At 48.7% G+C, this 13,302-nt stretch carries 13 protein-coding genes; 12 read left to right on the forward strand and 1 reads right to left on the reverse strand.

The features are described 5' to 3' along the window. Nucleotides 1-3 precede the first annotated feature (3 nt). From KQY15_RS00975 to KQY15_RS01005, 7 genes are all read left to right on the forward strand, one after another. Nucleotides 4-951: a DUF58 domain-containing protein gene (locus tag KQY15_RS00975; protein ID WP_217666528.1), complete on the forward strand. Its 948-nt coding sequence runs from the start codon at nt 4-6 to the stop codon at nt 949-951. Beyond that, entirely contained in the window at nt 941-1,453 is a 513-nt protein-coding gene (locus tag KQY15_RS00980; RefSeq protein ID WP_217666529.1) for a DUF4381 domain-containing protein, read from the forward strand. Before KQY15_RS00975 ends, KQY15_RS00980 begins: the two co-directional genes overlap by 11 nt. Then, nucleotides 1,446-2,435 (forward strand): vWA domain-containing protein, encoded by a 990-nt coding sequence (locus KQY15_RS00985; RefSeq protein ID WP_217666530.1) that lies wholly within the window; start codon nt 1,446-1,448, stop codon nt 2,433-2,435. Before KQY15_RS00980 ends, KQY15_RS00985 begins: the two co-directional genes overlap by 8 nt. Next, on the forward strand, nt 2,419-4,254 hold the full coding sequence (locus tag KQY15_RS00990) for a VWA domain-containing protein (RefSeq protein WP_217666531.1): 1,836 nt from the start codon (nt 2,419-2,421) through the stop codon (nt 4,252-4,254). Before KQY15_RS00985 ends, KQY15_RS00990 begins: the two co-directional genes overlap by 17 nt. Beyond that, a complete protein-coding gene (locus KQY15_RS00995) occupies nt 4,248-5,921 on the forward strand; it encodes a BatD family protein (RefSeq protein WP_217666532.1) in 1,674 nt (557 codons plus the stop codon). The genes KQY15_RS00990 and KQY15_RS00995 overlap by 7 nt, the downstream gene beginning before the upstream one ends. A 214-nt stretch (nt 5,922-6,135) precedes the next feature. After that, nucleotides 6,136-7,587, forward strand: a complete 1,452-nt coding sequence (gene putP / locus KQY15_RS01000) for a sodium/proline symporter PutP (RefSeq protein WP_254795411.1) — start codon at nt 6,136-6,138, stop codon at nt 7,585-7,587. A 93-nt stretch (nt 7,588-7,680) separates the two neighbouring features. Beyond that, nucleotides 7,681-8,901: an EAL and HDOD domain-containing protein gene (locus KQY15_RS01005; protein ID WP_217666534.1), complete on the forward strand. Its 1,221-nt coding sequence runs from the start codon at nt 7,681-7,683 to the stop codon at nt 8,899-8,901. 34 nt (nt 8,902-8,935) lie between these two features. Here the strand turns inward: KQY15_RS01005 and KQY15_RS01010 are convergent, their stop codons facing one another. Continuing rightward, on the reverse strand, nt 8,936-9,247 hold the full coding sequence (locus tag KQY15_RS01010; RefSeq protein WP_217666535.1) for a ComEA family DNA-binding protein: 312 nt from the start codon (nt 9,245-9,247) through the stop codon (nt 8,936-8,938). A gap of 325 nt (nt 9,248-9,572) precedes the next feature. On the opposite strand from KQY15_RS01010, the gene KQY15_RS01015 reads away from it, so the two are divergent. The 5 genes from KQY15_RS01015 (at nt 9,573) to KQY15_RS01035 (ending at nt 13,300) form a co-directional block, all read left to right on the forward strand. Next, the gene (locus KQY15_RS01015) at nt 9,573-9,830 is read left to right on the forward strand and encodes a PepSY domain-containing protein (RefSeq protein ID WP_217666536.1); all 258 of its coding nucleotides are present in this window, start codon (nt 9,573-9,575) and stop codon (nt 9,828-9,830) included. Next, a complete protein-coding gene (locus tag KQY15_RS01020; protein ID WP_217666537.1) occupies nt 9,830-10,507 on the forward strand; it encodes a response regulator transcription factor in 678 nt (225 codons plus the stop codon). The genes KQY15_RS01015 and KQY15_RS01020 overlap by 1 nt, the downstream gene beginning before the upstream one ends. A 1-nt stretch (nt 10,508) precedes the next feature. Continuing rightward, nucleotides 10,509-11,900: an ATP-binding protein gene (locus tag KQY15_RS01025; protein ID WP_217666538.1), complete on the forward strand. Its 1,392-nt coding sequence runs from the start codon at nt 10,509-10,511 to the stop codon at nt 11,898-11,900. A gap of 88 nt (nt 11,901-11,988) precedes the next feature. Beyond that, the gene (gene folX / locus KQY15_RS01030) at nt 11,989-12,351 is read left to right on the forward strand and encodes a dihydroneopterin triphosphate 2'-epimerase (protein WP_217666539.1); all 363 of its coding nucleotides are present in this window, start codon (nt 11,989-11,991) and stop codon (nt 12,349-12,351) included. A gap of 58 nt (nt 12,352-12,409) precedes the next feature. After that, nucleotides 12,410-13,300: a TIGR01777 family oxidoreductase gene (locus tag KQY15_RS01035; protein ID WP_217666540.1), complete on the forward strand. Its 891-nt coding sequence runs from the start codon at nt 12,410-12,412 to the stop codon at nt 13,298-13,300. The last annotated feature ends 2 nt before the right edge of the window (nt 13,301-13,302 follow it).

Below are 13,302 nucleotides of genomic sequence, written 5' to 3' on the forward strand. Positions count from 1 at the left end.
GATATGAATAGCGCGTTTTCGGCCAGTCAATGGCTCAAGCAGTTACATGCTGACGGTAGTTCGGTCGGGCTGCCGGAATTGCTATGGTATCAGCGTCATACTAAGGTGCTGAACCTGAAACCCACCATCAGTATTCAAAGCAAACTGGCCGGCACCTACCTGGCACGCAGCAAAGGCCGCGGCATGGAGTTTGACGAAGTAAGGCATTATCAGCCTGGCGATGATGTCCGCACTATCGACTGGCGGGTTACGGCACGCAGTGGCAAAGTACACACTAAACTGTTCAGGGAAGAGAAAGAACGGCCGGTTTTTATTGTTACCGACTTAACCGACAGCATGCGTTTTGGCAGCAATTTGTTGTTTAAATCTGTGCAGGCCGCTCATTTGGCAGCGGTCATTGCCTGGCATGTTAAACAACATGGCGACAAACTGGGTGGCCTGGTATTCAGCAACCAACAGCATCGGGAGCTAAAACCACAGGGCCGCAGCCACGGCGTATTGCGCTACCTGCAGGCATTGCAGCAATGCCATCAGGGTGCAATAAAAACCAATGGTTTAACCCTGTCACAAGCGCTGGGCCAACAACGACGACTGAGCCGCCCCGGCAGTCTGGTTTATATCCTGTCGGATTTCGGCCAGGTTGATGAACAAACGTTACGACATATCAGAGCAATCAGTCAGCACAATGAAGTTACCTGCTGTCAGATCAGTGATCCGCTGGAGCGGGCGCTGCCGTCAACAGCTCGTGGCACTGCCGCGGTTAGCAATTTGCAGCAGGTTGTTACAGCCGAACTGGCCGACAGCAGTTTACGCCAGCGTTATCTGCAACAGCAGCAGCAGCAGCAAAGCAGGCTGAAAACGGCTTTACAACAGGTTGGCTGCAGATATCTGGACATCAGCGCCGGTGAGCCAATTATCAGCCAGTTGGAGCAAATTCATCATGGCCGCTAAGCAGCAATTACTTGAACAACTGGTGGACATTGCCGAGCCAGCTTATCAACTGTCATGGCAGATCCCCCCCGGCGGCTATATTTTAATCGTAATAGCAATTATTGCTTTGGTATACAGCGGCTGGCGTGTTTATCAGCGCCGGCGTTATCTGGCGGCAAAGCGCCAGGCTATCGCCCTGCTTGCGAAGATACCGCCCAGCGCCTCAAATCAAATTAATCAGTTGTTAAAGCGGGTTATCAAGCACTATGCGCCCAGGCATCCGGTACTAACCGCCAGTACCAGACAATGGCAGCATTTTTTACAACAACAACTGCCCGGCACACCGCTGCCACCGCTTGCTTATCTGCTTTATCAGACAAGTGGTGATAGTGATGAAAATGATAACAGTGACGATAGCCAGCAGTTTTATAACTTCGCCAGGCAATGGCTTAAGCAATTGCGGCCTGCCACAATAGCCAGCAGCCAAAGCCAGATGTTATCGCAGGAGGTAGCCGATGTTTGAGCTTACATACCCCTGGCTGTTACTACTTGCTGTTGTGCCGTTATTTTTTAAAAAGCGCCAGCAAGATAGCGGTAGTGTGCTACATCTGCCGGCACTGGCCAGAATAGCTGGTAAGCAGCAGCACAAGCCCGGGTGGAGGCGCCACGTAGCAACGCTGCCAAAAGCAATAATCTGGATTATGTTGGTTCTGGCAGCCTGTCAGCCACGCTGGCTGGGTGAGCCAGTCACCCTGCCACAGCAAGGCCGCGATCTGATGCTGGCGATTGACCTTTCCGGCTCAATGGACATAAACGACATGGTATTGGATGGCCAGAGCATGAACCGGCTATCGGCAGTCAAACGGGTGGTAGGCGATTTTATTTTGCAACGCAACGGTGACCGGCTTGGCCTGATCCTGTTTGCTGATGCCGCCTATCAGCAAACTCCGCTAACTTATGATCTGGCGACTGTGCAATCGTTTCTGGATGACAGCCAACTGAAACTGGTTGGGCAGCGAACCGCAATTGGCGAAGCTATTGGGCTGGCCGTAAAACGCTTAAATCAATATGAAACCAGTAATAAGGTACTGATCCTGTTAAGTGACGGTGCCAATAATGCCGGTAATATCCAGCCTCTGGAAGCCCTGGCTCTGGCAAAAGCGGCTGGCATTAAAATTTATACGGTCGGGGTTGGCGCTGATCAAATGATCCAGCAAACTATTCTTGGCCGGCGCACTGTTAACCCATCACAGGATTTAGATGAACAGTTATTAAATCATATTGCCAGTGAGACAGGCGGCCGTTATTTTCGTGCCCGTAACCTGGGCGAACTGGCACAAATTTATCAGTTGCTGGATCAACTGGAACCGATCAGCCGCGACAACCTGACATACCGGCCACAGCACAGTCTGCTGCACTGGCCACTGGCCCTGGCGTTAATATTGTCTTTTGCGTTGGCAGTTCGGCAAATTAACTGGCGGAGGTTATATGAACCTGCTGGCTGATTTTCACTTACTCCGGCCCTGGTGGTTGCTGGCACTGCTGCCAGCGCTTCTGTTGTGGTTACTGATCTTAAATTACCGGCAGCAAAGCAGTGCCTGGCAGCGGGTTATCGCCCCGCATCTGCAGCAACTGATGCTAAGTGGCCAGCTGTTGTTGCAACGCAACCGCCTTGCCCTGCCGGTTTTATTGTTGTGCTGGCTGTTAAGCGTGCTGGCGCTGGCCGGCCCCAGCTGGCAACAACAGCCACAGCCGGCGTTTACCCTGAATAAGGCAACAGTGCTCGTCGTTGATATGTCAATGTCAATGCGGGCCACTGATATGTCACCTGACAGATTCAGTCAGCAGCGCTTTAAAGCACTGGATTTTATTGACGAGCTGGCAGAGGGTGAACTGGCACTGATTAGCTTTGCAGGCGACGCCTTTGTAATCTCGCCACTAACCCCTGACTTCAATAACGTACGGTTGTTACTTAATGAACTGAAACCTGAACTGATGCCGGTGCAAGGCTCGAATATTGCCGCAGCGCTGGCTCAGGCCTCCGATTTGCTGCGTCAGGCCGGGCAGAACCAAGGCGATGTAGTGCTGTTTACCGACGGGTTTTCCTCTGCAGACTATTCCCGTATTTTACAACAGCTGGACAGCTGGCCGCACCGGTTGTCTGTTATGGCGTTTGGCACTGAACAAGGAGCACCGGTGCAGCTTGAAAGCGGTCAGTTACTGAAAGACAGCCGCGGCGCAGTTGTTATTCCGCAGGTGCCGTTATCGCAACTGGCGGCGCTGGCTCGTAAAGGTCGGGGTAGCTTTGCAATCGCGGGCAGTGGTAACGACGATATAGCCAGACTGCTGGCAACTATCAATAGTCAGTTTCAGCAACAGGCAGAGCAGACGGAGCAGTTTGCCGCAGATCTGTGGCAGGACAACGCTGTGTATCTGGTGTGGCTGCTGTTACCGCTGGCGTTGTATCTGGCAAAACGGGCACCGGTACTGGTTCTGTTGCCTTTGTGCTATTTCCCCGATGCCAAAGCCGATGTCTGGCGTGATTTGTGGCAAACACCAGCTCAGCAAGCCATAGCAGACTATCAGCAGGAGGATTATCAACAGGCCCGCCAAAAATTCAGCGATCCGCTGTGGCAAGGCAATGCTGCCTACCGGCTTGGTGATTATGCCGGCGCCGCCCGGGCATTTAGTGAAGCAGCCGCACAACAGCCAACGGCTGATGCTTACGCCAACCTTGGTAACAGCCTGGCAATGCAACAAAAGTATGACGAAGCGCTGGCGAGTTATCAGCAGGCACTGGCGCTGAACCCGGAACATCAGCAGGCTAAACAAAATGCCGAATTACTGAATCAGTTGCAACAGCAACAGCAAAAACAACAGCAGCAGGATGGTCAGCAGCAAGACGGCGAGCAACAGCAAGGTGAACAGCAAGCAAAGGATGGCAGTGACAACTCAGAAGAGTCTGCTGGTGACAGTGAAGATCAGGGCCAGAGCAGCGACCAGCAAAATAACGATGCTCCTGAAACAGGCGAGCCAGGTTCAGTGCCGCAACAGCAAGATCCGGACGGAGCTGAGCAAGAGCAGCCGGACCAACAGGCCTCTTTAGCTGAACAGCAGGAGCAGCAGCAATTGGCTGAAAACGAAATGCAGCAAGCTATCCGTGAAATGTGGCCAAACGCCAATCAGGAAGAGCAGCAGCAGCTGGATAACTTATTGCGCAAGGTACAGGACGATCCCGGGCTGTTACTACGCAACCGGATGAGCCTTGAGTATCAGAAGCGCCGCCAGAATGCCTTACCAAAAGGAGTAGAACAAGAATGGTAGTACGGGGTCTGTTATTTTCGGGAGTGCTGCTATGCACGCTACTTAGCGTATTACTCAGTTCGCCAGCTTTTGCGGTTAGTCAGCTGGAAGCACGCCTGGATAAAAACCCGGTGATGCTTGGAGAGAGTGTGCTGCTGGAAGTCACTGCCAACAGCAGGCTGCCTGCCAGCAGTATTAATTTCAGAGTTCTGGACAATAACTTTACCGTGATGGTGCCATCCGTTAACCAGAGTACCCGGGTTATAAACGGTGACGTCAGCCACAGCACCGTCTGGACAGTAACCTTGCTGCCAAAGGCAAGTGGTAGTTTTACCATTCCGGCTTTTACTGTTGATAATGTCAGCAGCCAGCCGATTAAAATAGAAGTGCTGCCGGTGCAGCAAGGTTCCGGCACTCTGCGCGATGTGTTTCTGCAAAGTAAAGTCAGCAGTGACGAGCTGATGGTGCAGCAAATGGTGTACTACGATGTGACTATCTATTTCAGCGGAGATATTCAGCGAGGCAGTCTTTCTGAACCGCAACTGGATGATGCGCTGATCCAACAGGTAGGTCAGGATCAGGAAGGCACAGAGCTGATTGACGGAGAACGCTATCGTTCCATTACCCGCCGCTATGCAATAACGCCACAGCGTAGTGGTGAATTTACTATAGCTCCGCCGACGTTTACCGGAGATGTTATCGACCGTGACAGTGCGAGGCAGAGCTATTTTGCCCGCAGCAGAACCATTGTCCGGGAAGCCGAGCCCCTTTCTATCACAGTGCAGCCTCAACCTGCAGGCTACACCGGTGACTGGCTGGTTGCCGGGCTGGTTACGCTTAATGAAGAATGGCAACCTGATCAGCAACAACTGACGCAGGGTGAACCGGTAACCCGGATTATCACGTTATCAGCAGTAGATGTTTCAGAAAACCAGTTGCCAGAGCTTAATATCAGCATGCCCGATGGCTTTCGGGTATATCAGGAGCAACCTCAAGCCAGAGGTGCAGAGCGTTCAGGACGGCTTGTTGCCCAAAAAGTGATAACCAGTGCCATTATTGCCAATACGGCCGGTGAATTTGAACTGCCAGAGGTAAAGATATCCTGGTGGAACAGCCAGACTGACCGCCTTGAACAAACAGTGTTGCCGGGACGAACGGTGCAGGTTCAGGCCAATCCCAACCGGCCGGCCACGCCAACAATTGGCAGTGAACCAGCAGCCCCACTGGCAAACCCCACTCCCCTTCCTCAATCCAGCTCAAACTGGAATTGGAACTATACCAGTTCAGCCTTGCTGTCCGGCTGGCTGTTAACCCTGGCATTGCTAATCTGGCGGCAGCGTCAGGTAAGGCAGCAACAGCCTCAGCTACAAAAAACTGCAAGGTCTTCCTTTGACAGCAAATCCCTGCGCAGCGCATGCAACAGTAACAACAAAGCAGCAGCCCGCGAACAGCTGCTGTTATGGGCCCGCCATCAGAGAATACTCAGCCATGGCTCGTTAACGACTCTGAGTCAGCAGCTCTCACCGGGCGCCCTTAAGGAACAGGTGACGCAGTTAAATGCGGCACTGTACAGCGACAGCGCCGTAAACTGGCAGGGCACAGCATTATTTCAAGCGTGGGCAGACTATCGGCCTGTCAGTGCCAAGCCACAAAGAGAGGATCAATTGGCACCGCTTTATCCCGAATAACGCCTTGCCAGAACCTGTCGCAGCTTGATGCGACAGATCGGGATTTAGTTACCAGAGCAGAAAATACCTTGTCGCCGGCTAATGCCGGCGTTTTTTAAACAGGCATAAAGCGCTGGTAAGCCAGGGTTCATCTTGTTAGCATAAAAACAAATAATAAGGAGTCTATGTTTTGGAAACTGCAACTATTTTTGCTTTAGGTCTCTATTTTGCGGCCATGATAGGTATTGGTTTATACGCTTACCGCAATACCGACGAGAGTGTTTCAGGCTATATGCTAGGCGGTCGTAAACTGGGCCCGGGTGTTACCGCACTATCCGCCGGCGCATCTGATATGAGCGGCTGGATGCTGATGGGGCTACCTGGTGCGATGTATCTGACCGGTTTAAGTAGCGCATGGATAGCTGTTGGCTTGCTGATAGGTGCCTACATTAACTATATAGTGGTTGCACCAAGATTACGGGTTTATACCGAGGTCGCGCATGATGCGATTACCATTCCTGATTACTTCGAAAAACGCTTTGAAGACAAAACCCGGCTGCTGCGGGTCGTATCGTCACTGGTTATTGTTATTTTCTTTACGCTTTACACTTCTTCAGGTGTGGTAGGCGGCGGCAAATTGTTTGAAAGCTCATTTGGCCTCAGCTACGAGCTCGGCCTTTATATAACCGCAGGCGTTGTGGTTATTTATACCCTGATTGGTGGTTTTATGGCAGTCAGCATGACCGACTTCGTGCAGGGCTGTATTATGTTTATTTCGCTGGTGCTGGTGCCTGTGGTGGCGCTTGACCATCTGGGTGGTTTCAGTGAAGTAAAACAAGTAGCCGAATCGATTGATCCACAGCTGATTAACTGGGTTGGCGCGTCGTCAGCAATTGCCATCGTCTCCGCCCTGTCCTGGGGCCTCGGTTACTTTGGCCAGCCTCATATTATTGTTCGTTTTATGGCAATTCGTTCGGTAAAAGACATTAAAACAGCCCGTCGAATTGGCATGAGCTGGATGCTGGTAACCATAGTCGGCGCCCTGATGACAGGCTTCGTCGGAATTGCTTATGTTGCCCAAACTAAAATGACGCTCAGCGATCCCGAAACCATCTTTATTGTCTTTTCACAATTTCTGTTTCATCCCTTTATTGCCGGTTTCTTACTGGCGGCAATTCTGGCTGCCATAATGAGTACTATTTCCTCGCAATTACTGGTGACATCAAGCTCGTTAACCGAAGATTTTTATAAAGCCTTTATTAAACGTGATGCCAGCCAGCGCGAGCTGGTGTTAATTGGCCGCTTGTCTGTGCTGGCTGTTGCTTTAGTGGCCATTGCTCTCGCTTATGATCGGGACAGCTCAGTACTGCAACTGGTAAGCAACGCCTGGGCAGGCTTTGGTGCAGCCTTCGGGCCGTTAATTATTCTGAGTCTGTACTGGAAAAGAATGACATTTGCCGGTGCGCTCAGTGGCATCGTGGTTGGTGCGCTGACAGTCTTAATCTGGATCTATTCCCCCATTACAATTAATGGCGCCAGTTTAAGCAGCATAATATATGAAATAGTGCCGGGCTTTATTCTCAGTACCCTGGCAATTATTGTTGTCAGCAAATTCAGCCGTGGGCCGGCGCCGAGCGTGCAGGCGCTGTTTAGTAAGATGGAACAACAACTGACTGAGCAGAGATAGCCGACCAGATCCCCACAACGCAACAAAATACTATCGCGTTGTGGGGAAAGTTTGCTAAATTAGCTATAAGAAACGATTTGAGATCCCTGCTATATGTATTTTTATGCTGCCCGCCAACCAATTCTTGATCGAAATAAAGTACTGTACGCCTATGAATTACTGTTTCGGGACGGTCTGAGTAACGCCTTTCCTGAAATCGATGGCGATGAAGCCACCTCTAAAATGATTGAAGGCAGTCAATTCAGTTTTGGTCTGGAAGATTTTCTGGGTGACAAACCGGGATTTATTAATTTCACTCTGGAATCACTACTTAAAAAATACCCAAGCATGCTGCCAAAAGAACAGGTAGTGGTTGAAATTCTCGAGACAGTACAGCCCGGAAAACGCCTATTAGCTGAATGTCAGCATCTGAAAGAACAGGGCTACACTCTGGCACTTGATGACTATATACATCAGCCTGTCTGGCGCCATTTTTACCCTTTTATTGATATTATTAAAATTGATTTTCGTAATACCGATATTGATACTATCAAAACAGTGCAGCAAGCCATTGCAGACTTTCCTCACATTAAGCTGCTTGCAGAAAAAGTTGAAACCAACGAAGAGTTTCAGCAAGCGCTGGATATGGGCTTCGCTTACTTTCAGGGTTTCTTTTTTTCGCAACCTGAAATGATGCAAACCAAGGCTCTGTCACCTGCCCAGATGACCCTGGCTGAATTGCTGTATGAAACCTCAAAAGCAGAGCTGGACCTGGTCAAAATTACCAATATTTTTCAGCGTGATGTCAGCCTGTCTTATAAGCTGCTGCGCTACAGTAACTCCTCTATTTTTAAACGCAGAGCTGAAATAGAGACAATTAAACAGGCGTTGGTTGTCTTAGGCCAGGTTGAGCTTAAAAAATTCCTGTCATTGTTGTTTACCGCTCAAATAAGCAGCGACAAGCCTGCCGAGCTGATGCGAATGTCGATGACCCGTGCCAGGTTTGCAGAAGCACTAGCCATTATTGATGGCAAAGTAGATACCGGCAAAGCTTTTTTAACCGGTTTAATGTCACTAATGGATGCTATTTTAGATGAACCCATTGCCAGCGTAATGGAAAAATTGCCACTGGCAAAAGAAATCAAAGATGCGCTGGTCGAAAACAGCGGGGTATTAGCCGAATATCTTGCTCTGATAAAACACTATGAAGCGGCACAGTGGCAACAGGCAAACCAAGCCATCAGTAACCTGGCCATAGCACCAGAGAAGGTGCCCGATGCTTATCATACTGCAGTGCAGTGGGCAAACGAGCAAATGAAAGCCTTAGGCGATTAAGCCCAAGGCTTTACCTCAACGGCTCAGCAGCTTGCTAATTAAAGCTAACGTACTGAGCGACTTTTGCTGCCAGTTTGTCACCAATTCCTTTAACTTCTGTCAATTGTTTCTGGCTCGTTATCGGGCCCTTTTCCTGAATATAAGCCAAAATCGCCTGCGCCTTGGCTTTACCAATACCGGGGACAGCTTCCAGTTGCTCGATACTGGCTTTGTTCAGATTCAGTTTCTGCTGTTGCTGAGCAGTAGCCGTTTTTTTATCAAGTGTGCTGCCCGGTTTAGCTGCCAGAGTTTGGTTTGCAGTTAACGTCAGGCCGGTTAATAACAATGCAATTGCTAAGTTTTTCATCATGTATTCCTTTATTATGTGGTCGCATCCCTGCAAAACTATTGATAATACTTTAAGCCACTAAAAACTGTTCAGATTGGTTGTTTAAACAGTGACCTGAAAAACCCAGAGAAGCAACATTTTAAATACCAATCAAATATAAATTAGGCCATATTTTAACTTTTGCAATATTTATTTAACTTTTATTATTAATTGTACTGGTGTCTCTATTCAGCGACAATTAATACTGTCTGGCATAGTCTGACTACTCATTGCATTATTAAGTTGATTGTTGCGTTTGGTATTGTTAGGTAACATACAACTTAAACCGGATGTGGAGAATCGCATGCTTCGTTCACTGCTGTTGCTGATCTTGCTGTCTGTATTAACATTGACACCTGACGCCATAGCACTTGGTAATAAACAACCCGATATTACGAAAGAGCAGGCAGCAACGCTTGCTCAGCAACGTTATCCGGGGAAAATATTGAAAGTTCAGGCCGAAAGCCGGCATTACCGGATACGTTTAATCCAGGCTGATGGCAGAGTAATTACGGTAAAGGTCGATAATCGCACCGGCCGTGTTGAAAGGGATGATAAATAATGCGGGTACTCGTAGTTGAAGATGAAGCCTTACTAGCAGAAAAAATTAAACAACAGCTGTTACAACAACAGTTCAGCGTCGATATTGCTCAGGATGGCGATGATGGCTGGTTCAAACTGGCTGAATATCCTTATGACTTAGCGGTAATTGATATTGGTTTACCTAAAATGGACGGTCTGACCCTTATCCGTAAAGCCCGCCAGAAAGAAATCAAAACCCCTATTATTATTTTAACCGCTCGCGGCAGCTGGCAAGAGAAAGTTGAAGGACTGGATGCAGGTGCAGACGATTACCTGACCAAGCCATTTCACGGTGAAGAACTGTTGGCGCGCTGCAATGCATTGATCCGCCGGGCGGCCGGTCAACCCGATCCGACGTTGAGCGCCGGCCCGGTGTCGCTGAACAGCAGAACCCAGCAAGTCTGGGTAAATGATGCCGAGATCAGTCTGACTGCTTATGAATATAAAGTACTGGAATACTTTATGCTCAATCCGAGTAAAGTCATTTCTAAGACCGAATTAACTGAACATATTTATGATCAGGATTTTGATCTGGATAGCAATGTTATTGAGGTTTTCGTACTTCGTTTACGTAAAAAACTGGACCCGGATGGCGAATTAAAACCGATTGAAACACTACGCGGCCGTGGTTATCGCTTTAATCTGACTATCAGCTGATATGACGTTGTCACTCAAGCTACGCCAGGGACTGGTAAGCATCGCGTTGTTGCTATTGCTGCTTCCCAGTTCTTTTGTGGCGATAGATCAGGCATTTTTTACCCAGCTGCTGACCAATGCCGAGCAGAAACTTGAAGTGCATATGTATGCCATCCTTTCTGATTTAAAAATTCAGGACGATAAAATTGAGCTGAGTAACACCACGCTGTCGCCCGACTTTTTCCGGCCTGACTCAGGTTTAAGTGCCTATATTACAGGGAACGACATCGACACCGTTAACAATAGCAGTATTGGTTTTAACAACGAAGTTGGTAGCATTGATGGCACTGATAGTAGTCCTTTAAATAATATCCTATGGCAATCTGACTCATCATTAAGTCAGTCATTTAATCCACCTGAAACGCTGCTGGTGCCGGGCGAAGTCATGTTCTATCCGTACGTCAGCGGTAACGAAAAATACTGGTTACTGAGCATAGCGCTGCTATTTGATTCAGGTGAACAAATCCGGCCGCTAACCATTCATATCGTGCAAACTGATACCATGCTGTCAGCACCTTATCTCAGCTTTCGTAATACCCTGCTAACCTGGTTTATCTGGATTGGTGCTGCTTTAGTGTTGTTTAGTGTTCTCGCATACTACTGGACAACAAAGCCACTGAGTAAGCTTGATCAGGAAATACGTAAATTAGAAGGTGGAGAGCAAGACCACCTCAATGGTCATTACCCGGCAGAACTAACCACAATTAAAGAAGATCTGAATTTATTACTGGCAAATCAGAACCGGCAAAAGCAACGTTACCGCAATCACCTTAGCGACCTTGCCCACGCGTTGAAAACACCGGTTGCGGTGTTAAATACCTCGGTGTTAAGCCAGCAACCCGAATTAAAAGAACAGCTGGACCGGATCAGTGCCATGATTGATCATCAATTAAAGCGGGCCAGCAGCTCGGGTCAGGATATCTGGAAAAAGCAGTTTGAAATCCTGCCCCATATTGAAAAACTCTGTAATGCCCTGCAAAAAATCTATCGCGATAAAAACCTTAATATTCAGCTGGATTGCCCGGCAAATGCAACCTTCCGGGGCGATGAGACTGATCTTATGGAAATCCTGGGCAACTTACTCGATAACGCCTGCAAGGCCTGTCAACAGCAGGTAAAACTGACTGTCAGCCAGAATCCATTAAATTTAATTATCGACGATGATGGACCCGGAATTGCCAGAGACGCCCGCAAAAAGCTGTTTACCCGTGGTACCCGGCTCGATACCTACAAAGATGGCCATGGCGTTGGCTTATCTATTGTTGCAGAATTGGTGTCGTCTTATTCCGGCGGTATGCAAATTACCGAAAGCCCGCTGGGCGGCGCCAGATTCGAACTGATTTTCCCTGAATAAAGAGTTAAGCAACATAGGTTAACGCAATCACTGATCGCCCTACCTGCTCCTACCGTAATCCGTTTAAACAATCTAAGGAACATCCGACATGGAACTTAACCCTGCAACAATTAAAATCAAAAACCTGCGCTTACGAACCTTTATCGGCATTAAAGACGATGAAATTAATAACAAACAGGACGTTATTATTAATGCAAAAATTCAGTACAGTGCCAACAATGCGGCCAACAGTGATGATATGAATAACGCGCTTAACTACCGCACTATTACCAAGCAAATTATTGAGCTGGTTGAAATGAACCGCTTCAGCCTGCTGGAAAAACTAACCGCAGACGTGTTAGCACTGGCCAGCGCCCATCCTGCAGTGCGCTTTGCTGAAGTCGAGATAGATAAACCACACGCGTTGCGCTTTGCTGACTCAGTATCACTGACCTTATCAGTGAACAAATAATAAAGCAGCAACAACCAGCTATACTTAGCGACAGGTTGCGGATAAAACGGAGCACGGCATGCGTATTTTTATCACAGGAGGAACCGGGCTGATTGGCTCTGCCTTAGTTAAATACTGGCGTGATCAACATCAGCTAACGGTGTTAACCCGGCAACCTGCTTCCAGCATGCAGCAAAGTGCTGGTCTTAGCTATATCAATAATCTAAAGGACGCTGATTTCAACCAGTTTGATGCAGTTATTAATCTGGCTGGAGAACCCATCGCCGATAAAAGATGGACTGACAAACAAAAGCAACGTATTTGTAATAGCCGCTGGCAACTGACCGAGCAGCTGAGTGAACACATTCAGGCAGCAAGCTCACCTCCGGCTTGCCTGATCAGTGGCTCTGCCGTTGGTTACTATGGCCGGCAAGGCCCGGAATTTGTCAGTGAAGAGCACAGCGCTTTCTATCCTGAGTTTAGCCATGATATTTGCGCCCGCTGGGAAAATCTGGCGCAAAGAGCAGCCAGCGAAAAAACCAGGGTTTGTATTTTGCGTACCGGCATCGTTTTATCTGATCAAGGCGGAGCGCTGAAAAAAATGCTACCCGCGTTCCGCTTTGGCCTGGGCGGCCCCCTTGGTAACGGTCAGCAGTATATGTCATGGATCCATATTGCAGATATGGTGAAAATGATTGATTTTCTGCTGCATTCGCCAACCTTACACGGCCCTTTTAACGCCGTTGCGCCAAAACCTGTTACCAATAAGCAATTCAGCCAGGCCCTGGCTGAGCGACTTAAGCGGCCAGCCAGGCTGACCATGCCAGCATTTATGTTACGGCTGCTATTTGGTGAAATGGCTGATATTCTGCTATATGGCCAACGAGTTGTGCCTCAGCAAGCGCTGGAAGCAGGCTTTAAATTTCAGTATCCTAAACTGCCAGCGGCGCTGGCAGATCTGGATTTATAATT

This window comes from Arsukibacterium indicum, assembly GCF_019100565.1.
Taxonomy (GTDB): domain Bacteria; phylum Pseudomonadota; class Gammaproteobacteria; order Enterobacterales; family Alteromonadaceae; genus Alishewanella; species Alishewanella indicum.